The organism is Mumia quercus, from assembly GCF_025506335.1.
Lineage (GTDB): Bacteria > Actinomycetota > Actinomycetes > Propionibacteriales > Nocardioidaceae > Mumia > Mumia quercus.
In genome coordinates this window covers 207,920-229,984 of the sequence record NZ_JANZYO010000006.1, presented here as the reverse complement: position 1 = coordinate 229,984, position 22,065 = coordinate 207,920, and the positions used below count along the sequence as shown (strand labels likewise).

Genomic DNA, 22,065 nt, shown 5'->3' with positions numbered 1-22,065 from the left:
GACCCACAATGCCTGGCCGAAGGTCTGCCTGCCGGGCTCCGCTGGTCGCCCGTGCGCGGGTGCGAGGACCCTCTCACAGCGATGATTCGAGCCACCGGCCTCGCCTCCGCGACCGGACTGTCGACCGGAGGCGTCGAGTCCGGCGGCTTCTGGGAAGGCAAGACCCGCACCGCCCTCCCTCTCGCCCTCGGCTGCTGCGGACGCGGTGGCGGTCCTGTCGGGCAACCGGAAGGCCGCACCCGGTTGGGCCGACTCACTGGAGTCGATGATCCACTCCGACCCCCGCACCCGCGACTCCATCTGGATGAGTGTCTCCCTCGCCCTGTCGTGCCTGGCCGACCCGCGCGTCCTCGACGCCGTCTCACCCAAGCCCGGCGAGCACTTCGACCCCGTCCACTTCCTCACCAACAACGGCACCCTCTACCTGCTCGCCACAGGAGCCGGAGCAGGTGCCTCGTGGTCACTGGTCGCGGCCTTCATCGAGGACTTGGTCGAGACGGCCCGGCACCTGGCCGCCGCCTCACCCGGCGCTCGTCTCGATCCTCCACTGCTGTTGGCCCTCGACGAGATCGGCAACCTTTCGCCACTGCCGTCGCTGCCAGTGCTAATGGCGGAAGGCGGCGGCACTGGGATAACGACTATGCCGGTCCTTCAATCGCTGTCACAGGCCCGCGACAAGTGGGGCGACCACGCGGCTGGCGCGATCTGGGACGCCTCCATCATCAAGGTCATTCTCGGCGGTACCTCCTCGGCACGAGACCTCCAAGACCTGTCCGCGCTGATCGGTGAGCGCGACGAGAAGACCGACACCGTCTCGGTCGGCGACTACGGCTCCCACTCATTGCAGCGCTCGGTACGGCGCGTGGCGGTCATGCCGCCCGAGGTCATACGCACCCTGCCGTTCGGCACTGCGCTGGTACTGCTCCGCAGTGCACCGCCCCTGGTCACCGACTTGCGGCCTTGGACGGGCCGCCGTGATGTGAAGCAACTCCGTGCGGATCGCTCAGCGGTCGAGTCAGCATTGCGGCGTCAGTAGCGCGAATGTTGTACGTCGTGTCCAGCCTCCCGGAGCTCCTTCAAGAGCACATCGACCATCGCCTGGTCGTGCTGCTTGATTGCTGCGCGGTCCCAGGTGGTTCCACTCTTGACCAACTTCGCCATCAGTTGGAGTTTGGTGCTTTGCCTGACAATCTCTGTCTTGTTCGCCTTGTACGGCGGCAGGTTGTTACTGAACTTGGAGTTCGTGCTGACGCTCACGAGCGCGAGGTTTCCGAACATGTGGAGTTCCTCGTCATCAGGCGTGACGAGGTCCCAACCCTCGTCGTCCCGGTTGGCGTACTGGGGAAAGAAGTGTTCCACCGAGTTCCGGTATACGAAAGTGAAGTTTGGGTCGGCCGCCAGGTCGGGTGATGCGCCCTTCGCCAGGAGGTAGTCGAGGTAGGTGAACACGATCCGTTCGATGTTGAAGCCAACTGGGCGGTCCTTTGCGAAGTAGGCCTGCTGCACCTTGCGGCGGGCGTAGTCCTGAAGGATCTGGCGCATCGAAGCCGCCGCGTGCTCTCGCGGCGTATCAAGGATCGGCTCGCGCAAGACCCTCGTGATCCAGTGCATCGTTCGCGGCGACGTGTAGGTGACGCGGAACATCGACTGGAGCAACAACACCTCGCGCGTCGCGTCGTCGACCGGAGTGTCTTCCCACTCCTCCTTGGTGGGCGAGAAGGCATTTGGGAATCGCGCGTTGACCCGGGTCCGTCCTTCTCGTCGAGACACTGATTCTCCACGAGTGAGACGCTTGAGCGACCAGGCGCCGTCCTCGCCATTCGTGGCCGTGAACTCACGCTTGAGGACGTAGTTGTCGAGAATGAACTTGCAGCGCAGAAGAACCTCGACGAACTCCTTAGTACGGTCCGACCGTTGAACCTCAGTGAGCGGCTTGAACTCGGCCTCGAAGAGCTTGATCAGTTTGCTGTCGTCTAGATGACCGTCGACGTCCTCTCCGTCACCGGCACCCCGAAGAACTTTCAACGCGTGAAGCAGCAGGTTCGGGAACTTGACCGGTGACTCGAACCGACGGTTCTCCGAATCTTCCTCGATCGGTTGCTCAGGGGCCTGGGCGTAGAGCCGGAGCGCATCCCTGACTCCGACCCCCGTGCTCCGGCTTGTGCCCCTTCGATCTCCGGCCTGGGGCCGCTTCGCGAGCAACTCATGGAACTTCGAAAGTTGAAGTCGATCCCAGGTCGGGCTGAAGATCGTGTCTCGCAACTCCGTGTCGCCTGGGGTTAGGGCCATCTGAACGTATGACTCCATCTCCGCGCAGGCATCCCACACCCACGCGAGGCAGGCTCTTTCGGCCTCGACTTCTCCTGCCTCATCGCGCAAGTAGCTCATGAGTCGGGCCTTGACGATGTCCACTTGCTCCAGCTGCTGGCCGCGGGTGTTCATGATCTCGAAGTACTTGTTGAGGTCGGTTCGTTCCGGAAGGATCGCTCGCACGAGCTGCACGCGTTCGCCCAGGAACTCCTGGAAGGCCTTCCGTTCGTCAGAGGTCGCGAACTTTCCCATGCGCGACTCGATCACTCTGAAGCCCAGGTGGATGCCGGCCCCCTCGTCGTCGTCCGAGGTCGCGAGGCGGGTCAGCGCGTCGGTCGCGTTCCTTCTGGATTGGTAGGTCAACCGCGTCTTCGAATCGACACCGAGGTAGGTCAGCAGCATGAAAAGCGTTGTTAGCCGTTGCTGTCCATCAACGACCTCAAAGGTCACGTGCTTCATGTCAGGCTTTGGAGGCTTCCGGGCGACGATCAGGTTGCCCAAGAAGTAGTCGTCTGCGTCCGCCTGTGCCGCGGCCCACACGTCGTCGATCAGTTGTTCGATCTGCTCGACGCCCCAGGCGAAGTTGCGTTGGTAGATGGGGATCTCGTAGTGCGTTTCGTCTTCGCCGAAGACGTCGCTAACGGCGAACAGAGTGGCTTCAAGGCTCGTGACCATCAGCCCACCAGCTGGTTCAAGAGGCGGAGTAGATCTTTCTCGTGCTCCGGATCTTCATCTCGCCCTTCGACCTCGATGCGAAGTCTGCGGAGCTCAGTGGCAGTCTCAAGGCTGCGAAGAAGTACGAAGGCGGATCGGCCGTCGTTCAATGAACTGGCGTAGTTGTTGACGGTAGCGAGCTGGAGCCGCTGGTACGCCGTCCGAAGGCTATAAGCCCATTTGAACAGCCGGTGCCTTGTCTCTTGAATCTCCGTGTCACCGAACTTGTTCGTGTAATACAGCAACGCGGCTAGGTAGAGCTCCGAGACGTATCGATATCTCGCCCGAGATGACAGCTCGCGGAACTCGTCGTCGGTGGAGGCGAAGGTGCCCCATGACTTTGCCTTGCCCTGGTCTGCGTAGTTCTCGTCGAAGCCCTCGTGACGAAGTCTCCGCAACTCCGCCAGCATGAACGTGACCATCTCGAAGAAGGACTTGCCCGCGACTGCTGGGGCATCAATCTGAAAGCGAGTCCGGTCGGCCGTTCGGTCCGATTCGTTGGATTGCTCAACCCAGGCCGCGAGCATAGGGACGGCTGCCTGGGCGGCGAGGTGATAGCGAGCCCCAGGAGTGGTTGCCGACTTGGCGGTCAGCCCCTTGAACGCGTCCACGTGGCGCGTCGTGAAGGTTGGCGCGGAGAGCCCACGTGTCCACCGTTTGATGCGCCACAGGTAGGTCGAGAAGAGCCGATCTAGCTCGGCATCGGGGACGCTCTGCCAGACCTCGACGAGGGCTTCCCGCATGGCGTCAGATTCGCCGCGCATCTCGCGAAGGTGGTACGCCTTTAGCAGGTCATGTGGCAGCAGGGGCTTGCCCCGATAGTTCTGCGAGTCGAATACGCGGAAAGCTTCGTCCGGGTCGTCCGTTGCCACGCGGATGACCTCGCAGTTGCCACGTATGAACTCGGCGACGACCTTCGCCGGCTCCTCCATGTGTTTGACGCGGCCAGCCAACGCCGTGCGTACCCGAACGACGGGAGCCTCGGGATCTTCGCCCTTCATCACCCCGGAGCTGGCATCCAACTGCCCCGCCCCATCGAGTAGGTCCAACAACATTGTGAGCGTCAGGAGGCGTTGCTGACCGTCGACGACGTGCGTCTGATCAGACTCGTCGTCCAGGTGGAGGATGACTGCACCGAGCACGTACGACGGCCCGTGAGCCTGATCCTTGTCTGCAGAAGCGCTCGCTGGCTTCAGTGCTTCACGGATGTCGTCGAACAGTTGGAGGGCGGTGGCGGGCTCCCAGCTGTAGGGCCGTTGATAGGACGGGATCGTCAGGTCTTCGTTCAGGAGGTCGCGGACGGTGACGACTCTGACGCCCTTCTCGCGGTCAATGGCCACCCGGCACCTCCTTCGCAGGTCCAACGACCAACCAGCCGTCCACTGGTAGGAATCTAGTGGGCCGACGTGCCGACCGCCCCACGTCGGCTTCGCATGTCGGTCTTGGACTGGCGAGGCGCGAACACCTGACTCCTGAGAGTGGTCGCCATCGGGGCACCGCCCGAGGTCAGGAGTCAAGTCATGACGATTCCCACCCAGATGAGTCTCCAGGGATTCATCGCCACCGCGCCAGAGCTGACCTTCACCGGCAAGGGCCACGCCCGGTTCTACTGCCGGGTCGGCATCGAGCAGCACCGCAAGGAAGTCGACGGGTCGTTCACCAAGCTCGACCCGGTCTACTGCGACCTGGTGCTGTTCGACCGTGCGGCCGAGCGGGCGTACCCGAGGTTCAAGCCCGGTGACCAGATCGTCGCCTCGGGCTACGTCCACGAGTACGAGCAGGAGCGCCCCGGCGGTCCTAGTGAGATCCGTGAGCAGTTCGTTGCCCGGCGCATCGGGCACGAGTGCGCCCGCACCCGCTACGTCGTGGACCGCACCCCGGCCAAGCAGCCCGACCCGCCGACCAACGACATGACGGTGGTCAACGAGCCTGCCCAGGCCGTCGGCATCTGAGGGTGCCGACGATGAGTACCGACCTTCACGGCCAGCAGACCCTGCTGGACCTCGAGGACGGCGACTCGGAGTTCGGCGGTCCCGACGCGGTGTTCGGGACCGCCGACTTCAACGACCAAGAGTCGCTTCGCCCGATCAACTGGAACCTGCTCTCGGCTGACGAGGCGATGGCTGAGTGGACCGACCTGGACGCCTGGGTCGACTGGCTGCGCCTGACCTACGGGCTGCCGCCGACGGTGGTGCCGCCGTACTGGCATCGCCACGACGAGCTCGTCTGGGAACTCTCGGCCTTGCACACCCACTGGCTCAACGCCTACAACTCCGAGGGCACACCCTCGGGGCCGATCGGGTGGCATCGCGACTTCGCCGAGTGCCGCCACCGGCTACGCGAGTGGGTCTCCACGGCCGGCTGCCGACTCGACCGTGACCGACCCACGAGACAGACCACCTGGCCCGGCGAAGCCCTCCGAGAGACCGGCGGCGAGGTCGAGATCGTCGACCGCTACGCCGACTTCCTCCTGTTCGTGCGCGAAGACGTCGCCGCGCGGCGGCGCATCGAAGAGCAGATCCGCTCGACGCCGTAGCGCGTTCACAGGCCGTCCACCCCACCCAGTTGTCCACAGCTTGAACAACTCGCCGCGAACGATCCCGCTGCCGGCCGCACGGTGGTTGGTCGTGCTCCCTCCGCCGAAAGTAGAAGCCCATGCTGCTTGCCCACGCGGTCACCCTTGCCGAGGCCCGCTCCCATATCGCAGCTCTCGCTGATCACGCCCGTACCGTTGAGGCCTCCTCCGCCTTCGAGCGTGCCCTCATCGAACTGGACTGGGCCCACGGCGACGACGTACCCGCTCTCGACACCTTCGGTATCACCGACGACCGCGACATCCTCATGGCGGTCGCTGTCTCGGCCGTTCAACAGCTGTTCGACTACGGCCTCGATGCCCTCCAGATGGAGCTGCTCCTTGCCGCGCTCGCGGATGCTCGGGCACTGGACGAGCCCTGATGTACGGCGAGAACAGCGCACTGCTGCGCGCAGAGCTGTCATCGCTGCTGAAGCAGCACCGAGTCCAGCTCCGGATCGGAGGCGGTGGCACCCATACGGTCCCGATCACGACGACCGAGGCTGAGCGCCGCCAGATCGGAGAGCAGATCCGCCGCTACCGGCAGTCCGCCCTCGTGTGGTGCCAGGAGGCCGTTGGCGCCGTGGCACCACGGGCCGCCAGCAACCTGAACCCGACCGTCGCGAACCCATTCCGCTTACCCGCCATCCAGCACGGCGGATTGGCAGCATTACGGCACGCGCTCAACCAGACTGTCGAAGCATCGACCGCACGTCTGCCTGGCCTCGAGGAGCTGATCACTCCTCACGACCTGCCGATGGTCGAACACTGGCGACAGATCGCCCGTGCCGCGGCGCTCGGCGAGCATGACTTCGAAGCCGGACTCGACTACGGCAGCCTTGACACCCGGCAGACCCAGACGCTCATCGGCGACATCGCGGCCACCGTCCGTGCCCTGATCGTGCTCGACCAGCGCTACTCGACGGTCCCCGGTTGGGAGAAGCTCCACCGTTCCGACCGGCTCGGCTGGGCAGCCTTGGCATGCGCCCTCGACGCCAGCCTGGAGCCGCCCGACTACGCGATCGACATGCGCGGCTGGCGCCCCAAGACCAAGGTCATCCCCGGACCCGCCAAACCAGGTCTGCTCGGAGTGCTCCAGGCCGAGCACAACCTCGTGATTCGGATGCAGTCCTTCCCCAGCGCGACGAACCTGCGCCTCGTGGTCGACTCCCAGCGACTCCTATCCGAAGGACTCGCGAAGCTGGCCGCAAAGATCGACCCAGACCTCCAACAAGCGTGGCCCAGTCGGGCACAGACCTACCTCGATCTCCAACACGAGTTGCGCGAGGTCGGTGGCCAGGTCGGAACCGGTGGGCTCGCGGTGGCCGAGGGCGCCAACGCTGTCAGCAGGCTCAAAGCGATCCGCCCCGACGCCGACTTCGACCGGCGCGTCCTGCATGCGTTCACCACGCTCTTCACCAAACTCGACACCCGGATCGCCGACGTTATCGACGCTGGCATCAAGCGAAATATCTACTTCACCCGGATGAAGATGCCGCGCATCGTCGAGAACAGCGGCCAGATGGTCGCGCCACCCAGGGAGCGCTACATCCCGCTCGGCGAGACCGACCACACCCCCATCGTCGAACTCGTCCGCGACCGACTCCGCCCGACCCCCGAGCCGCCATCCGCGCCGCGAGGTGCCGCCAGGAGCCGAGCCGAACTGCATTCCGCGATCGTGCATCGTCCCGCCAGCGGGGCAACCGGGCCATCCCTCTCGATGTGACCGGCAGGTCAACCTCGGAAAGGGTGTGTGGTGTCTACGGTCGGCGCGTCACTGGTTCACATCCCCAGCATGGGGAGCGAGCGATTCAAGGATCTCGGCGGTGACCGGGTTCACCTTCTCCTCGGGCTCGATGTAGTGCTCCTTGGTGATCTTCGACGAGGTGTGCCCGAGCATCTCGGCGGCGAGATCGGGGCCACTGGCCCGGTCGAGGATCGTGGCGACCGTGCGGCGGAAGGAGTGAGGCGTGACCCCTTCAATGCCCGCCTCCGCCATGACGCTGCGAAGGCGCCGCCGGACGTTGTTGGTCGTGAGGGGCGTGCCGTTGCGAGTGACGAAAAGCAGGTGCTCGGGGTCCTCGGATGCGGCCACGACGAGCCGCTGCCGCAACACCTCGGCGGTGAAGCTCGGGACCGACACGGTCCTAGTCGACCTCGCTGTCTTGGGGTGCGGCTGCCGATGCGTTGGCTTACCCGCCGGCGACACGATTGTCCCGCAGATGCGAACCGTCGCCGGCGTGCTGGTGACGTCGACGTCGCACTTGCGGATGGCGAGCACCTCACCGATGCGGGCGGATGTCCCGAGCATGACCTCGATGATCTGCTCGAGCTGGCCGTCCGGAGGTGGTCCGGGCACGCCAGGACCACGCCGCCAGCCCCGGACGGCGGCCCGGATGGCATGGACCTGCTTGGCCGTCAGCGCCATGGCCTGCGACGGCGGCTTCCTGAGCCTGGTCGTGTCGCGCACTGGGTTCTTGGCCACCGCGTCATACCGCACCGCCAATCCGAACGCGAGGCTGAGAACGGTCCGCGCCTGCTTGGCCATGCTGTAGCTCTTCGTGGTCGCCAAGGTCTTGATGAAAAGGTCGACCTTGCGAACGGTAATCTCCCGCAGCACGTAGTGCTCGAAGGCCGGCATCACGAGCTGGCGCATGTTCCGCTCGTAGAGCGCCCGCGTGCTGGGCGCGAGCTTGTTCTCCAGATCGAGGTCCTCCAACCAGACCTCAACGAGCTTGCCGAAGGAGGTGTCGCCGGTGAGTTCTCCCGAGGCGACGTGGCTCGGCCGCTGCGAGAGCACCTTCTTCAGGTTGCGCTCGGCCTCCTTGTTGGTGGCACCGGTGGCCGAGACACGGCGGACCTGGCCGTCGTCGTCGCGGTAGCGGGTGCGTGCGCGGACCCGAGCGCCCGACACCTTGACGTAGGTGATGTCCCCGAAGGTGCCGATCGGCGTGCGTGGCCTACCCACGACGCTTCACCGCCCCTTGGGCGGGCGCCCCGGCTCGGCCTCGCGGTTCTGCCGCAGCCACTCGTGAACGTCGGTGACGAAGTAGCGGATCTGTCGTCCGATGTGAACCGCGCACGGTCCTTTGCCGGCCAAGCGCCAGTCGTACAGCGTCCTGACAGGCACGTTGAGGTACTCGGAGAGGTCCTCGATGCTCATCAGCGGCTCCAAGCCGCTCAAGGTCGGTGTGGTGCTGTCCATGCCGAGTAGGTGTGCGGAGGCCTCCGCACCACTCCGTGCTGGACGGGGCGACTCCGCATCTGAAGCCGGCTACCGGCCAACAGAGGGTTCCTGGACCGGGTTTCTGGACACTAAGTGGACACTCGATCAAGTCTCTAAATGCTTTCAGGCTCGGAATCCGTAGATTCCGAGCCTGAAATTCGTAGCGGGGGCAGGATTTGAACCTGCGACCTCTGGGTTATGAGCCCAGCGAGCTACCGAGCTGCTCCACCCCGCGTCGGTAGATAGAACACTACCGGACGCCTCTGCGGGACCCAAACTCGGGGTCCCCCTTCCTGCGTTTCGCCAGCGCAACGAGCACTCCCGAGCCCGTGACGGCGATGTACGCGGTGAGGACGGCGACGGCGATCGGGACGGTTTCGAGCGCGCCGAGACTCATCATGAGCGCGGCCAGGAGGACGAGCGAGAACGGGGCGGCGACCACCGCGCCGGGGAGCGCGGCGAAGACGCAGCTGAACGCGAGCGCCAACGGCACGTCGGGCACGAGCAGGTGGATCGCATACCCGTACGTCCCGCCGATGAAGAGCATCGGGAAGAACGGTCCCCCGATGAAGCCGGTCTCCGAGCACACCGCGAACGCGACCATCTTCGCGAGCACGACGGCCAGCAGGAACCCCGCACCCAGGCGCGAGCCGGACGCGACCACCGTCTCGAGCTGCTCGCTGCCGGTGAACAGCGTCAGAGGCAGCGCGACGGCGAGGAGGCCGAACACCGCTCCCCCGACCACCGGGCGTACGACCGTCCTGGTGGTCAGCGGCGCGGCGAGGCGGCGGACCACCCCGGTGATGACGGCCAGCACCAGCGCACCGAGCGCCGCCGCCAGGCCCAGCCCGACGCCGGCGAGGATGTGCCAGTCCTCGAACGTGTACGAGGGCACGTCGTACAGACCGAGGAAGGTGGTCCCCGCGATCGGGTAGAAGATCGCGAACGCCACGGTCGCGGCGACGAGCGAGCCGAACACCACGTGGGTCAGGCGACGGCGGTCCGGCTTGGCGAGCTCGAGCACCAGCAGCGTGGCCACGATCGGCGACACGAGGAGTCCGCCGTACGCGCCGGCCGTCCCCGTGAGCATCGTCGCCTTCTGCATGTCCGGGTCCGTACGACGCTGGCCGACGTGGGTGCCGAGACCTCCGCCCATCGCACCCAGGGCCGCCTCCGGGCCCAGGCTGGCGCCGCCGACGAGCGAGACGGCCGACACGGCGACGGCACCGGGGACGCTGCGTGGCTCGACGTACTCCGTCGCGAGCTCGTCGACGAGACCGGGGGTACGTGCAGGCATGGTGAGAACACGTCGGATCAGTCCAACGACCAGACCCGCCCCGGCGGTGACCGCGACCCACCACCACCGACCGCCCCACCATCCATCGCTGGTCGGGTCGCTCCAGAAGTCACCGTTTTCGACGACGAAGAGGAAGGCGAGCCCACCGAAGGCCAGCGTCACGCCGAACACGACGGCGTCGCGGAGCAGTCTCCAGAAGTCCTTCGAGTGCGCGAGCGGCGCCATCGGGGGCGCCTCCGTCTCCTCCGCCACAGGCCCCCGCCTTCCGTTCGGCGCCGCGTCGGAGCGTCATCGCAGACGCGACGGGCGCAACGTATCGCCCGACACACCGCGCGGCCAGTGGAAGAGGCAACGCCGGTCAAACTCGACTTGGTCTCTATAGTTACCTGTATCAGTGTTCCGACTGGACCGAGGTGCCCCGTGACCGCTCCCCGCCGCAACCGTCCGACCGTCGTCATCGTCGGCGCCGGCGCGTCCGGCGCTCTGGTCGCCCTCCACCTCGCACGTACGGCCGGCCGCCGCTCGACCGGCATCGACGTGATCCTCGTCGACCCCGCCGACCGCTGGGGACGTGGTCCGTCGTTCGGCACGCTCGACGACCAGCACCTGCTCAACGTGCCCGCCGCAGGGATGAGCGCCCTGCCCGAGGACCCGGCGCACTTCGTCGCGTGGCGCACCCGCGAGGATCCCGTGCACGGGAGCGATCCCGGCACCTTCGCGCGCCGCCGCGAGTTCGCCCGCTACCTCGACGAGACGCTCACCGAGACCTACCAGGGCCCGCCCGGGGAGTTCGCGTCGCTGCGCCACTTCCGCACCCGCGCGGTGTCGCTGCGCCGTACGCCGTCCGGCGCCGTGGTCGCCACCGCGGACGGGCGCGAGCTCGAGGCCGACGCCGTCGTCGTGGCGACGGGCCTGCCTGCCGCCGGTCACGCGTGGGCACCCGCCGAGCTGAGCGACTCCGCCTTCTTCGTCCCGGACCCGTGGGCGCCCGGCGCGCTCGACGTGGTCCGTCGTGACCGTACGGCTCCGGGTGACGTGCTGCTCGTGGGTACGGGCCTGACCGCCGTCGACGTCACCCTCTCCCTCACCGACGCCGGTGCCCGCACCGACCGGGTCGTCCGCGCGATCTCCCGCAACGGCCGTCTCCCCCGCCGTCACGCCGACGAGCTCAAGCTGGCCGCGATCCCCGACGTCTCCGACTGGGGCGACGACCTGCGGTCGATCCTCGACGCCGCGCAGCGCCATCTCGCCGCCGTCCGCCGCGACTCCGGCGACTGGCGTCCGGGCGCGGACGGTCTGCGGTTCCAGATCTCCACGCTGTGGGGGCGGCTCAGCAAGGACGACAAGCTCGCCTTCGTGGCCGAGCACGCCGGGGCGTGGAACGTCCTGCGCCACCGGATGCCGCCCTCGAGCGCCGCGTTGGTCGCCGGGCTGCGCGACGCGGGCCGCCTCGTCCTCGGCGCCGGCTCCGTCCTCGGGGCAGAGCCGCTCCCGCAGGGCGGACTGCGCGTCCGGGTCGCCGCCCCCGACGGGGAGACCTCGTACGACGTGGGCTGGGTCGTGAACTGTACGGGGCCGCGCGCCGACATCCGTACGCTCGGCGACCCCTTCCTCGACGACCTGCTCCGCCCGCGTGGCGGGGCCGCGCTTGCCGTGGTCGCCACGGCTGGCATGGGCCTGCGTACCGACCAGGGCCGGCTGGTCGACTCCGAGGGCCGTACGGACGCCCCGGTCTGGACGCTCGGCGCCCTGCGGCGCGGCGAGCTGTGGGAGTCGACGGCGGTGCCCGAGATCCGCAGCCAGGCGCTCGCCCTCGCCACCTCGATCCTCGACGCCGTCGCACCGCAGCCGCGCCGCCTCGCCGACGGCCGGCTCGTCAGCGGCCACCACCCGGCAGCGCGGCCGCGCGACCCGCTCGGCCTCCCCCTCTCGACAACGGCCGAGGCGGCCGCGGCCTACAACGTCGGTCTCGAACGCCTCATGCGCATGCAGGACGACGTCGAGGTGCCGCTGCGCGAGGCGGTCGCGCACGACCCCGACTTCGCGCTCGGCCACGCCACGCTCGCCCTGCTCGGGCACGAGGCGGGCGCCGATGCTGACGTCGCCGCCTCGCTCGAGGAAGCGCGGCGCGCGATCAGCAAGCGCGGTGACGAGCGCGAGCGCAGCCTGGTCGACGTCGTCGGCCAGCGTGTGCGCGACGTCCGCAACAAGGGCGCCCGCGCACTGATGAACCACCTCGCGACACACCCGCGCGACATCCTCGCGGTCTCCGCGGCCGTCCCGACGATCGCGTTCTCCGGCGTGACCGACGTGCAGCAGGAGGCGTGGGACCTGGTCGAAGGGCTGGCTCCCGCCTATGGCGACCACTGGTGGTACATCTCGCTGCTGGCCTTCACCCGCCAGGACCAGGGCCGCTTCGAAGAGGCCGGCCTGCTCGCCGAGAGCGCGCTGTCGTGCGAGCCGTCGTCGGGCCACGCGGTGCACGCCCTGACCCACGTCATGTACGAGACGGGGCAGCACGAGAGCGGCCGGGTCTGGCTCGACCACTGGGTCGCGGAGAGCGGACGCTCGGCGAGCCATCGCGCGCACTTCTCCTGGCACGCGGCGCTGCACGAGCTCGCGCTCGGTGATACCGAGGCCGTCCGGCAGCGCTACTACTCACAGCTCGCCCCGCCGACCGTGACCGGTGTCCGGGCGCTCATCGACTCCGGGTCGCTGCTGTGGCGCTGGCGCATGACGACCGACGAGATCGCGCCGCCGGTGCATCCCGTGGTCGACGCCGTCGACGACGCGCTCCTCGACCAGCCCCAGACCCCGTTCGTCGCCCTGCACGCCGCGCTCACGCTCGCCGGCGCGGAGGACCACTCGCGCCTGGCCGCGCTGGCACGGCACTGCCGCGACTCGTCCGATCCCGCCGTCCGTACGGTCGTCGCGGCCGTCTGCGACGCGCTTCTCGCCGCCGGTGAGGAGCGGTGGGCCGACGCGATCGCGCTGCTCGACGACATCCTTCCCGTGCTCGTCCAGGTCGGAGGGTCGGCGGCGCAGCGTGAGGTGGTCGAGGAGACCCTGCTCTCCTGCCTGGTCCGCGCCGGGTCCGCCGAACGCGCCGCCGTGATCCTCGACGCCCGCCTCGACCGGAGGGCGTCCCCGCTCGACGCCCGCCGTCGGGAGGCCGTCGCCCGCGTCACAGCGGGGTGAGGCCGGTGACCTTCCAGGCGCCGTCGACCCGCTCGGCCTCGACCGCCAGCTGGGCGGCAGACACGCTCGCCTCGTCGTCGTCCGCTCGCTGAGAGGACTGGTCGAGGAAGACGAGCAGCCGGGCCGTGTCCGCGGTCAGCTCCTTCACCGCCGCTGTCTGCACCTGCGCGGTGAGCACGAGCTGCTGACCGGGAGCGCGCTCCTGGAGCGACGCGAACAGCGTGTCGTACTCCTCGCGCGCCTGGCCCGACAGGACCTCGTCGGCAGCCTGCTCGGTCGGTTCAGGGTCGTCGTAGCTGTAGCTCAGCACCCGGGTGAGCGCCTGCGACACCTCCGACTGGACCTCGGCGGTCGCGGTGGTGTCGACGACCGCGAGGTTCTGCGCCGCCGGGGTCGAGCGGAGCTCGTACCCCCTCCAGGCACCGACGAGACCGACGACCGTCAGCGCGACGAGCAGCGCCGACACCAGGTACGGGCGGAGGGCGGAGAGCCGTGTGCGGACGCTCGTCACGAGAGACTCACCGCCACCTGCTGAAGGTTCTCGAGGAGCCACTCGTCACCGACCTTGACCACGTCGGCGCTGAAGCGGTTGCGCTTGAGCGTCGGCTCGGCATCCGGATCGGCGTCGTCGCGGACCGTCACCTCGACGGACGCCACGACGGTCGCGGTGTCGCCGTCCAGCGAGAAGACGGCACTGTCGACGACCTTGCCGGTCGAGATCTTCTTCTGGTCGGCCAGCAGCTGCCGCTCGTCCTCGTCGACCTGGGCCAGCTGGTCGTGGAGCGTCCCGGTCGTCACGTCCTTCCACGCGTCGAGGCCTTCGTCCACCTCGCGGTAGTCGAGCGTGTTCATCGTCTCGATGTGCCCCGTGGCCGCGATCAGCACCTCGTCGCGAAGCTCGGCCTGGCTTAGCTGCTCGTCCGTGGCCGCGCTCCACCACCAGAAGATGCCGGCGGCAAAGACCGCGGCGGCCGCGGCGGGCAGGACGAAGCGCCGCCAGCGCGGTGGCGACGACGGCTCGGACGGGGTCGTCTCCTCCGGCGCCTCGGTGGTGCTGGTCGGCTCCTCGGTCTGGTCCACGGTCATTCGCTCCCTCCCATGAGGTCGCCCAGCGTCGAGGGGACGGTCACGCGGGCCGCCCCGGTGCTCGTCTTCTTCTTCGGCAGGACGTGGGGGCCGCGGACGTTCGTGCCGGAGCGCGGGCTGGCCGTGCAACGCGCACGCTTGTTGAACGGCCTGCCTGCGGTCGTGTCGGTCCCTTGCCGCAGCTGGGTGCCACCGTATCCCGCCACGCAGGGCAGCGGGTCGAAGAACGTCGGGGCGAGCCCGAGGTTCAGGCCCTTCGAGCCGTTGACGGCCCAGCCGACGCTGATCGCCTCCGGGATGCGGATGAGGGCGTCCTCCACCCCCTGGGAGTTCGTGCCGAACACCTGCGCCGTCGAGACGAGGTTGCTCATCAGCACTCCCAGCGGGACGCCGACGTCCTTGAAGAGCCTGTGGATCTCCTGCGCGGCCACGGGCGAGGCCGCGATCAGCGCACGCAGGTCGCCGTCTGAGTCGGCGAGCGTCGTCGCGAGCAGGTCGAGGCTCTTGCTGTAGCTCTTGATGCTGTCGGCTGCCGCGAGCTGCGTGTCCAGGACGGTCTCGGAGTTACGGATGAGGGCGGCGCTCACGAGGAAGTTCTTGTCGGCGATCTCGTGGAACTCCGTCGACGTCTCGAGAAGCTGCGAGAGGTCGCCGCTGGCGCCCTGCGAGAGGTCGTAGCTCTCGTCGATGACGGTGACGAGGTCATCCCGCGGAACGGACTTCGCAAAGTCGCGCGAGGTGCGAAGCAGCACGTCGATCCGTTGCGGGATCGCCTCCGTGCCGGCGCTCAGGTGTGCGCCCGCCGCGAGCGTCTCCCCACCCGAGCTGCCACGCAGGTCGAGGTACTGCTCGCCGATCGTGGAGCGGTTCGCCACCTTCACACTGACGTCGGCCGGGATGTCGGGGGCGTCGGCGTCGATCGCGAGGACGGCCTCGACCCCGCTCTCGGTGGCCTTCAGGCTCTCGATCCTCCCGATCGGCACCCCGCGGTAGGTGACCTCGCCGTTCTTGAACAGGCCTCCCGCCTCGGGCAATGACACCGTCACCGTGTAGCCGGAGCCGAAGAGGTTGATCCCCACGTACTTCGCGCCGAGGTAGGTGGTGCCGATCAGGGCGACCACGACGAACGCCACGAGCTGGGTCTTCGTACGAGCGGTCAGCATCAGTCGTCACCCTCCTTCGGTGCGGTTGCCGGGTCGTCCGGCGTCGCGGTCGGCGACTCCGGGGCGGTCGGGGACGGCGACGCCGGCGACTCCGGTGCCTCAGGATCCGGCGAGAGGGGCGACTCAGGCCCGTCGGTCGGCACGGGGATCGTCGGTCCGGGTGCCCCGGGTGTCGGCGAGTCCGTGGGAGGCAGCAGCGTCGGCGGGTCCTCGGGCGTGTCCTTCTTGCCTTCCTTCGTAGGCGCCGGCCCGGGCTCGGTCGGGAACTGGGCCGCAACCTGCGGCCAGCGGCAGCCCTGCTCCTCGCAGCCCGTCGGCAGCGTCCGGAAGTTGGTCGTGATGAAGACGTTCATGTAGTCGCCCTTGATCGCACCCAGCACCGAGTCAGGGAACGGGTACGTCAGCAGGATCTCCAGCGACTTCGGAAGGTCCTCACCGGCTCGGGCGAGCTGCTTGAGGATCGGCTCCAGCAGCTCGAAGTCGGCCACGATGTCGTCCTGTGCCTTGTCGAGGGTGTCGACTGTGACTTTCGAGAGACGGTCGAGCGACTTCAGCATCGCCACGAGCTGGGCGCGCTGCTCGACCAGCACCTCCATGCCAGGGCTGAGACCTTCGAGCGCCGACGCGATCTTGTCCGAGTCCTGCTCGAGCGTCGCCGAGAGCGAGGCCAACCCGTCGATCGCGTCGGTGATCGCACCCTTGCGCTCGTCGAGGGCCGTGACAAAACCCTCCATCTCGCGCAAGAAGCCCTTGATCTCGCGCGGCCGGTCCTTGCTCACTGCCTGGAGCTCGCGGGAGATCTCCTGGAACTGCCCGATCCCTCCACCGTTGAGGACCATCGACAGCGCCCCCAGCACCTGCTCGACCTGCGCCGCCTCCGAGGTGGCCGCCAACGGGATCTCGTCACCGTCCGCGACGGGGTCACCCGCCTTCTGGCCGGCCGGACGCACCAGCGCGACGTACTTCTCGCCGAGCAGCGAGGTCTGCTGGAGCCGTGCCGTCGTGCCCGCCGGCAGAGCGACACCCTTGTTGACGACCAGGGTCACCTTGGCGCTGCGACCGTCGGGGTTCAACGCGATCTTCGAGACCCGGCCGACGTCCACGTTGTCAACCTTCACGCTCGACTGGGGCACCAGGTCGAGGACGTCGTCGAAGTCGGCGGTGATCGTGACGGGGTCCGAGCCCACGTCCGCGCCACCGGGCAGCGGCGCCTCGTACACGTTGCCGACCCCGCACCCGGTGAGCGTCAGAGCCGCGGCAGCAGCGAACGTCGCCAGTCGGAGCCCTCTCATCGGTCCTCCCCCAGCCCCGGCAGGAGCACCGGTGGCGCGTCTTCCGACGTCTTGGCGTCCAAACCGTTCGTCGTCCAGAGCGACAGCTCGTTGAGGTTGCCGCGACCGTCGACGGTATTCGTCTTGATGTTGTACGCGTTGAGGAAGTTCTGAAGCGCCAGCGGGATGGTGCGCACGGCCTCCTCCAGCGACTCCTGCTGGTTCACCAGGACCCTCGTCGGCCCGGTCAGCTTGTCGACGCTGGTCTTGAGATTGCCGCGGTTGTCGCGGATGAAGTCGTCGAGGACGGCGAGCGAGTCACCGAGGCTCGCGATCGCACCGGCCATGCTCTCGCGGTCCTCCGCGAGGTAGTCGGCCACCTCTTCGAACTGTCGGTTCACCTCGGCCACCGAGGTGTCGTTCTCGACGAGCATGTCGTTGAACTCCTTGAGGTTCGCGATGGTTGCGAACAGGTCGTCGTCGGAGCTCGACAGCGTGCTGGTGGCCTTGCTGAACTCGCCGAACATCTTGTTGATATCGGCGCCCTGCCCCTTGAGGTTCTCGGCGGCGACCGTCAGCAGCTCCGAGAGTGCACCGTTGCGGTTGGCGCCCTCGGGGCCGAGCTTGTGGCCGACGTCGTTGAGGCTCGCGTAGAGCTCGTCGATCTCGACCGGGACCGCCGTCTTGGTGATCACGTCGCCGGACTCGAGCCTGGCACCGCCGACGTACGGCTCGGTGAGCTGGACGAACCGGTCGCTCACCAGCGTCGGGGCGACGAGTACGGCTCCGGTGTCGGCGGCGACCGCCTGGCCACGGTCGAGCTTCATCGACACGCGCACCTTGTCGCCCTTGGGTTCAACGGCGGTCACGGTGCCGACCGGGACACCGAGCACCTGCACCTCCGAGCCGGGATAGAGACCGACCGTTGCCTCGAACAGCGCGGACACCTCCGTACCACCGGCTGCGATCACCCGATCGGAGGCGAAACCCGACAGGCCCAGTACCGCGAGCACGAGGGCGCCGATCGTCCACTGCTTGACGTTGATCCTCATCGCGCACCTCCCGACTTGGGCGAGCAGTTGCGGAGGACGTCGTTGTCGAGCACCGGGTGACCGTTCGCGTCGAAGAGACCACAGATGTAGGAGTCGACCCACCGGCCGTTGCCCATCGAGGACGCCAGCATCCGGTAGTAGGGGCCGAGCTTGCTGAGCGCGGCGTTGAGGTTGTCCTGGTTGCGCTGCAGGATCTCGGTGACCTCGTCGAGCTTGGCGAGGGCGGGGCGCAGCTGCTTCTCGTTGTCGGCAACGAGCCCCTTCATCTCCCGGCTCAGCGACGCCGTCCCCTCCCACATCGCCTTGACGGCGTCGCGGCGCGCCTGGAGCTCGTCGAGGAGGTCGCTGCCGTCGGTGATGATCTTCTCGACCTCCTCGTTGCGGTTGCGCAGTGTGCTCGTGACCTGCGTGGTCGAGGCGAACAGCTCGGCGAGCTCATCGTCACGGCTGGAGATCGTCCGGGAGAGGTCGGTGAGACCGGCGACCATCGTACGGACGGATTCCGGGGTGTCACGGAATGCGCCCGCAAGGGCCCGGAAGCTCTCCTCCATCTGCGCGGTGTCGATCTCGTCGATGGTCGTCGAGAGGTCCGACAACGCGGCGTTGACGTCATACGGCGTCATCGTGTGCTCGACCGGGATCGCACTCTCGAGCGGCTCGGTCCCGCGGGGCTCCAGGGCGAGGTACTTCTGGCCCAGCATCGTCTTCACCTTGACCGCAGCCCGCGTCTCGCTGCCCAGCTCGACGTCCTTGACCCGGAACTTCACGACCACCTGTGCGCCGTCGAGGGAGATCTCGGTGACCTTGCCGACCTTGACGCCGGCGACGCGGACCTCGTTGCCCTCCTTCAGCCCTCCGGACTCGGCGAAGCGCGCCTCACGGATGTCACCGCCGCCGATCACCGGCATCGCCTCGGCGTTGAAGGTCACCAGGAAGACCAGCGCCATCGAGACCATGCCGACGATCGCGAGGACGACCTTGTTGCGCTCGGCGAACGACGTCGGATACCTGCGCCTGACCCGGCTCATCAGCGGCACCTCCCCGCGACCGGCTTGACGCCGAGGTCACCCATGTAGCCCTCCGGTCTCGGGATGCGGCCCTCGATCGAGCACACGTAGAAGTTGAGCCACGAACCGTAGCTGGCGAGACGGCCGATCCTGTCGAGCTTGGTGGGCAGCCGCTCGAGGAAAGTGCCGACCAGGTCTTCGTTGTCGGCCAGCACGGTCGACAAGTCCTCCAGGGCGCTGATCGAGCCCTTGAGCGGCGGCCGCGACTGCTCGAGCAACCCGCTGACGCTCGTCGCGAGCGCGTCGATGCCCTCGATGGACGCGCCGATCGCCGCGCGGTCCGCAGCCAACCCGCTGACCAGCTTCTGGAGAGTCACGAGCGTCGTGTCGAGCTGGTCCGTGCGTTCGTTGACGACGGCCAGCACCTCGTTGAGGTTCGTCACGAGCTGGCCGATGACCTCGTCGCGCTCCGCGAGCGTCGACGTGAGGCTGGCGGTGCTCGACAGCAGGCCCTCGACGGTTGCGCCCTCCCCTTGGAAGACGGCGATGATCTGGGCGCTGAGCTTGTTGACGTCGTCCGGGTCGAGCATCTTGAACAACGGCTGGAACCCGTTGAACAGCATCGTGAGGTCGAGCGCAGGCCTCGTCTCGTCGACCGTGAACGTGTGACCGGCGGGCAATGGCGCCCCGTCGGTCTTGGCCGGCACCAGCGAGATGTAGCGCTGGCCGACGAGGTTGCGGAACCGCAGCTGAGCGGTCGCTCCGGTCGTGAGCCTCACCGTGTCGGTGATCGTGAACGACACCTTGGCCACGTTCTCGTCGGAGACCTCGATGCTCTCGACGGTGCCGACCTTCACGCCGGCCATCCGGACGTCGTCTCCGCGGTTGAGGCTCGTCGCGTCGGAGAAGAGCGCGGTGTAGGCCATCGCGTCACCGCTCGTGCTGTTGCGAATCGTCCCGGCGAGGGCGACGGTCGCGAGCACGGTCACCACCGTGAACACGATGCTCTTGATCAGGGTCGCGGTCATCGGAGCGTCACCTTCGTGCTGCGGAGGGTGGGGCCCACCAGGAGGCTCGCCCAAGACGGGTACTCGGCGGGAGCCAGGCCCTGGGTCGGCGCGACGAGCTCGGCGATGAGCTGGTTCTCGCTCGGCGAGTTGGCGTCCCCGAGACCGCCACCGGCGGCGAACTGACGCTCGAGGCGGCTCGAGGGCGGCGCGGGGATCGCCGGCGGGTCTCCGGCAGCCCGGCGTACGGGAGCCGTCCCGGTCTGCCCGTTCATGTACGGGCAGCGCGGCTTGCCGTTGCTGCGGTAGCGCGGGCGGTCCTTGCCGGGAAGGTACTTCCCACGGGCCTCCACGACGTTGAGCACGACGTGCATGCCCGGCTCGTCCGTGCCTGCGCCGAGCACGTCGTCCATCTCCGGCACGAACGCGCTCGTCGCTCGGAGCAGGCACGGGAACTGCGAGGCGTACGGGGCTGTCGCCGCCAGCGCGGCGCGGCTCTCCTTCGACAGGACGACGATCGTCTTCTTGTTGTCCTGGACCCAGCCGGTCGTCTCGTCGCCTGCGGCGATGACGTTGGCGTACACCTCGCCGAGCTCCGTGCGCTGCTCGGTCAGGGTCTTCGCCGTCGTCGTCATCGTGTCGAGCGCGCTGATCAGGTCGGGCAGTGCCTCCTCGTACTCGGTGGCCAGCGCGCCGAGCTTGCCCAGGTCCTCGGCCATCTGCGGGACGAGCGGGTTGAGCTTGTCCATGTAGTCGGCCCAGCTCGCCATCGAGTCACCGATCTCGGTGCCCCGGCCGCGCAGGAACGCCGCCAGCTCGCCGAGCGTGGCCGACAGCTTCTCCGGCTGGATCGACTGGAGGACGGGGAGGAGCTCGTCGAAGACCTCCTCGAGCTCCACCGCCTCGTCCGACGTGTCCTGGCGGATCGTGTCGCCCGACGCGAGCGCCCCGCCGAGCGAGCCCTCGGGTGCCTGCAGTGCGACGTAGCGCTCACCGAACAGCGTCTTGGGGAGCAGGCGTGCGGTCGTGTCCTTCGGCAGCGTCTCGGCCACCTCCGGCTGGAGGGCGAGCGTGAGCGTCGCGCCCTCGGGTGCGGCCTCGATCGCGGTCACGGTGCCGACCGGCACGCCGTTGAGCTTCACGTCCGAGCCCTTCTGGAGGGCGTTCCCGATCGTGCCCGTCGTCAGGCGGACGTCGGTGCTCGCAACGAACGCCTTGTTGTAGACGAGCAGCGCGGCGGCCACGAACGCAGCGATGAGCAGGAAGTAGCCGACCCCGAGCAGGGAGTCGAGGACACGCGTCGACCTCATCCGGCGATCCTCACCGTCGTGGTCGTGCCCCACATCGCCATGGAGAGGATGAGGTCGAGGACGGCGACGGTGACGATGCTGCGACGCACGGAGTGCCCGACCGCCGTGCCCACGCCTGCCGGCCCGCCGCTCGCCTTGTAGCCCAGGCGGCAGTGGATCAGGATGATCAGCACCGCGAACACCAGGACCTTCGCGAACGACAGCAGGATGTCGATCGGCGGCAGGAACAGGTTGAAGTAGTGGTCGTACGTGCCCGCCGACTGCCCTCGGAAGAACACCGTGACGATGCGCGACCCCGCGTACGACGTGAGCAGGCCGATCACGTACAGCGGGATGATCGCGATGAATCCGGCGACGACGCGCGTGCTGACGAGGAACGGGACCGCGCCCACCCCCATCACCTGCAGGGCGTCGATCTCCTCGCTGATCCGCATCGCGCCCAGCTGCGCCGTGAACCCGGCGCCGACGGTCGCGGACAGGGCGAGCGCCGCGACCAGCGGGGCGATCTCGCGAGTGTTGAAGTACGCCGAGATGAACCCGTTGAGGGTCGAGGTGCCGATCTGGTCGAGCGCGGCGTAGCCCTGCATGCCGACCACCGTGCCGACGAACAGGCTCATCCCGACCATCACGCCGACCGTGCCGCCGATGACGGCGAGCGCGCCCGACCCGAAGCTGACCTCGGAGAGCAGCTTGAGGATCTCCTTGGGATAGCGGCGGATCGCCGTCGGGATCGCGGCGATGACCTGGCCGTGGAACCGGATGTCCGCGCCGATGTTGGACAGCCCGTTCAGCGGCTTGTCCCACGGCCGCCGTCGGCGGACGACGGGTGCCGTGTCGGGGGTGGGGGTCATG

The 22,065-nt window shown here is 67.9% G+C and carries 20 protein-coding genes and 1 tRNA gene; 6 read left to right on the top strand and 15 right to left on the bottom strand.

All coding sequences use genetic code 11. The features are described 5' to 3' along the window. Positions 1–265: 265 nt before the first annotated feature. Positions 266–1,036 carry a type IV secretory system conjugative DNA transfer family protein gene (locus tag NYZ95_RS15680; protein ID WP_262852260.1) on the top strand — a complete coding sequence of 257 codons (771 nt, stop codon included), beginning with the start codon at positions 266–268 and terminating at the stop codon, positions 1,034–1,036. On the opposite strand, the gene NYZ95_RS15675 is transcribed toward NYZ95_RS15680, so the two are convergent. Then, positions 1,030–2,985 carry a DUF262 domain-containing protein gene (locus NYZ95_RS15675; protein ID WP_262852259.1) on the bottom strand — a complete coding sequence of 652 codons (1,956 nt, stop codon included), beginning with the start codon at positions 2,983–2,985 and terminating at the stop codon, positions 1,030–1,032. The genes NYZ95_RS15680 and NYZ95_RS15675 overlap by 7 nt on opposite strands. Next, positions 2,985–4,364 carry a DUF262 domain-containing protein gene (locus NYZ95_RS15670; RefSeq protein ID WP_262852258.1) on the bottom strand — a complete coding sequence of 460 codons (1,380 nt, stop codon included), beginning with the start codon at positions 4,362–4,364 and terminating at the stop codon, positions 2,985–2,987. Before NYZ95_RS15670 ends, NYZ95_RS15675 begins: the two co-directional genes overlap by 1 nt. A 180-nt stretch (positions 4,365–4,544) precedes the next feature. Here NYZ95_RS15670 and NYZ95_RS15665 point away from each other — a divergent pair, with 180 nt between their 5' ends. The 4 genes from NYZ95_RS15665 (at position 4,545) to NYZ95_RS15650 (ending at position 7,322) form a co-directional block, all read left to right on the top strand. Beyond that, positions 4,545–4,976 carry a single-stranded DNA-binding protein gene (locus tag NYZ95_RS15665; protein ID WP_262852257.1) on the top strand — a complete coding sequence of 144 codons (432 nt, stop codon included), beginning with the start codon at positions 4,545–4,547 and terminating at the stop codon, positions 4,974–4,976. An 11-nt stretch (positions 4,977–4,987) separates the two neighbouring features. Beyond that, positions 4,988–5,560, top strand: a complete 573-nt coding sequence (locus tag NYZ95_RS15660) for a hypothetical protein (protein ID WP_262852256.1) — start codon at positions 4,988–4,990, stop codon at positions 5,558–5,560. Between the two features lie 119 nt (positions 5,561–5,679). After that, positions 5,680–5,979: a hypothetical protein gene (locus tag NYZ95_RS15655; RefSeq protein ID WP_262852255.1), complete on the top strand. Its 300-nt coding sequence runs from the start codon at positions 5,680–5,682 to the stop codon at positions 5,977–5,979. Next, positions 5,979–7,322, top strand: a complete 1,344-nt coding sequence (locus NYZ95_RS15650) for a hypothetical protein (RefSeq protein ID WP_262852254.1) — start codon at positions 5,979–5,981, stop codon at positions 7,320–7,322. Before NYZ95_RS15655 ends, NYZ95_RS15650 begins: the two co-directional genes overlap by 1 nt. 48 nt (positions 7,323–7,370) lie before the next feature. Here the strand turns inward: NYZ95_RS15650 and NYZ95_RS15645 are convergent, their stop codons facing one another. The 4 genes from NYZ95_RS15645 to NYZ95_RS15630 form a co-directional block, all read right to left on the bottom strand. Then, positions 7,371–8,510, bottom strand: coding sequence for a tyrosine-type recombinase/integrase (locus NYZ95_RS15645; protein WP_262852253.1), 1,140 nt, complete (start codon positions 8,508–8,510; stop codon positions 7,371–7,373). 60 nt (positions 8,511–8,570) lie between these two features. After that, positions 8,571–8,801 (bottom strand): helix-turn-helix domain-containing protein, encoded by a 231-nt coding sequence (locus NYZ95_RS15640; RefSeq protein ID WP_262852252.1) that lies wholly within the window; start codon positions 8,799–8,801, stop codon positions 8,571–8,573. Between the two features lie 182 nt (positions 8,802–8,983). After that, positions 8,984–9,057: transfer RNA gene (locus NYZ95_RS15635), tRNA-Met, on the bottom strand. A 15-nt stretch (positions 9,058–9,072) separates the two neighbouring features. Continuing rightward, a complete protein-coding gene (locus NYZ95_RS15630; RefSeq protein ID WP_262852251.1) occupies positions 9,073–10,371 on the bottom strand; it encodes a chloride channel protein in 1,299 nt (432 codons plus the stop codon). A 168-nt stretch (positions 10,372–10,539) separates the two neighbouring features. Between NYZ95_RS15630 and NYZ95_RS15625 the strand changes: the two genes are divergently transcribed. Next, positions 10,540–13,317 (top strand): FAD/NAD(P)-binding protein, encoded by a 2,778-nt coding sequence (locus tag NYZ95_RS15625; protein WP_262852250.1) that lies wholly within the window; start codon positions 10,540–10,542, stop codon positions 13,315–13,317. Here the strand turns inward: NYZ95_RS15625 and NYZ95_RS15620 are convergent. From NYZ95_RS15620 to NYZ95_RS15580, 9 genes are read right to left on the bottom strand one after another with little or no spacing between them, the layout of a single operon-like run. After that, positions 13,304–13,828, bottom strand: a complete 525-nt coding sequence (locus NYZ95_RS15620) for a hypothetical protein (protein ID WP_262852249.1) — start codon at positions 13,826–13,828, stop codon at positions 13,304–13,306. The two genes, NYZ95_RS15625 and NYZ95_RS15620, sit on opposite strands and share 14 nt — an antisense overlap. Further along, complete coding sequence (locus NYZ95_RS15615) at positions 13,825–14,403, bottom strand: Rv1363c family protein (RefSeq protein WP_262852248.1); 579 nt, start codon at positions 14,401–14,403, stop codon at positions 13,825–13,827. Before NYZ95_RS15615 ends, NYZ95_RS15620 begins: the two co-directional genes overlap by 4 nt. Beyond that, complete coding sequence (locus NYZ95_RS15610) at positions 14,400–15,566, bottom strand: MlaD family protein (RefSeq protein WP_262852247.1); 1,167 nt, start codon at positions 15,564–15,566, stop codon at positions 14,400–14,402. The genes NYZ95_RS15615 and NYZ95_RS15610 overlap by 4 nt, the downstream gene beginning before the upstream one ends. Next, positions 15,566–16,858 (bottom strand): MCE family protein, encoded by a 1,293-nt coding sequence (locus NYZ95_RS15605; protein WP_262852246.1) that lies wholly within the window; start codon positions 16,856–16,858, stop codon positions 15,566–15,568. The genes NYZ95_RS15610 and NYZ95_RS15605 overlap by 1 nt, the downstream gene beginning before the upstream one ends. Beyond that, positions 16,855–17,889, bottom strand: coding sequence for an MCE family protein (locus tag NYZ95_RS15600; protein ID WP_262852245.1), 1,035 nt, complete (start codon positions 17,887–17,889; stop codon positions 16,855–16,857). Before NYZ95_RS15600 ends, NYZ95_RS15605 begins: the two co-directional genes overlap by 4 nt. Continuing rightward, positions 17,886–18,917 (bottom strand): MCE family protein, encoded by a 1,032-nt coding sequence (locus NYZ95_RS15595; protein WP_262852244.1) that lies wholly within the window; start codon positions 18,915–18,917, stop codon positions 17,886–17,888. Before NYZ95_RS15595 ends, NYZ95_RS15600 begins: the two co-directional genes overlap by 4 nt. Continuing rightward, positions 18,917–19,924, bottom strand: a complete 1,008-nt coding sequence (locus NYZ95_RS15590; RefSeq protein WP_262852243.1) for an MCE family protein — start codon at positions 19,922–19,924, stop codon at positions 18,917–18,919. The genes NYZ95_RS15595 and NYZ95_RS15590 overlap by 1 nt, the downstream gene beginning before the upstream one ends. Beyond that, positions 19,921–21,213: an MCE family protein gene (locus NYZ95_RS15585; RefSeq protein ID WP_262852242.1), complete on the bottom strand. Its 1,293-nt coding sequence runs from the start codon at positions 21,211–21,213 to the stop codon at positions 19,921–19,923. Before NYZ95_RS15585 ends, NYZ95_RS15590 begins: the two co-directional genes overlap by 4 nt. After that, on the bottom strand, positions 21,210–22,064 hold the full coding sequence (locus tag NYZ95_RS15580; protein ID WP_262852241.1) for an MlaE family ABC transporter permease: 855 nt from the start codon (positions 22,062–22,064) through the stop codon (positions 21,210–21,212). The genes NYZ95_RS15585 and NYZ95_RS15580 overlap by 4 nt, the downstream gene beginning before the upstream one ends. Position 22,065: the final 1 nt, after the last annotated feature.

Excerpts from the sequence above, each read along its gene's own strand:
- NYZ95_RS15680 (WP_262852260.1), top strand. The coding sequence starts at position 266 with ATGATCCACTCCGACCCCCGCACCCGCGACTCCATCTGGATGAGTGTC.
- NYZ95_RS15580 (WP_262852241.1), bottom strand. The coding sequence starts at position 22,064 with ATGACCCCCACCCCCGACACGGCACCCGTCGTCCGCCGACGGCGGCCG.
- NYZ95_RS15600 (WP_262852245.1), bottom strand. The coding sequence starts at position 17,889 with ATGAGGATCAACGTCAAGCAGTGGACGATCGGCGCCCTCGTGCTCGCG.
- NYZ95_RS15585 (WP_262852242.1), bottom strand. The coding sequence starts at position 21,213 with ATGAGGTCGACGCGTGTCCTCGACTCCCTGCTCGGGGTCGGCTACTTC.
- NYZ95_RS15610 (WP_262852247.1), bottom strand. The coding sequence starts at position 15,566 with ATGCTGACCGCTCGTACGAAGACCCAGCTCGTGGCGTTCGTCGTGGTC.
- NYZ95_RS15615 (WP_262852248.1), bottom strand. The coding sequence starts at position 14,403 with ATGACCGTGGACCAGACCGAGGAGCCGACCAGCACCACCGAGGCGCCG.
- NYZ95_RS15640 (WP_262852252.1), bottom strand. The coding sequence starts at position 8,801 with ATGGACAGCACCACACCGACCTTGAGCGGCTTGGAGCCGCTGATGAGC.
- NYZ95_RS15605 (WP_262852246.1), bottom strand. The coding sequence starts at position 16,858 with ATGAGAGGGCTCCGACTGGCGACGTTCGCTGCTGCCGCGGCTCTGACG.
- NYZ95_RS15660 (WP_262852256.1), top strand. The coding sequence starts at position 4,988 with ATGAGTACCGACCTTCACGGCCAGCAGACCCTGCTGGACCTCGAGGAC.
- NYZ95_RS15595 (WP_262852244.1), bottom strand. The coding sequence starts at position 18,917 with ATGAGCCGGGTCAGGCGCAGGTATCCGACGTCGTTCGCCGAGCGCAAC.
- NYZ95_RS15650 (WP_262852254.1), top strand. The coding sequence starts at position 5,979 with ATGTACGGCGAGAACAGCGCACTGCTGCGCGCAGAGCTGTCATCGCTG.
- NYZ95_RS15675 (WP_262852259.1), bottom strand. The coding sequence starts at position 2,985 with ATGGTCACGAGCCTTGAAGCCACTCTGTTCGCCGTTAGCGACGTCTTC.
- NYZ95_RS15665 (WP_262852257.1), top strand. The coding sequence starts at position 4,545 with ATGACGATTCCCACCCAGATGAGTCTCCAGGGATTCATCGCCACCGCG.
- NYZ95_RS15655 (WP_262852255.1), top strand. The coding sequence starts at position 5,680 with ATGCTGCTTGCCCACGCGGTCACCCTTGCCGAGGCCCGCTCCCATATC.
- NYZ95_RS15590 (WP_262852243.1), bottom strand. The coding sequence starts at position 19,924 with ATGACCGCGACCCTGATCAAGAGCATCGTGTTCACGGTGGTGACCGTG.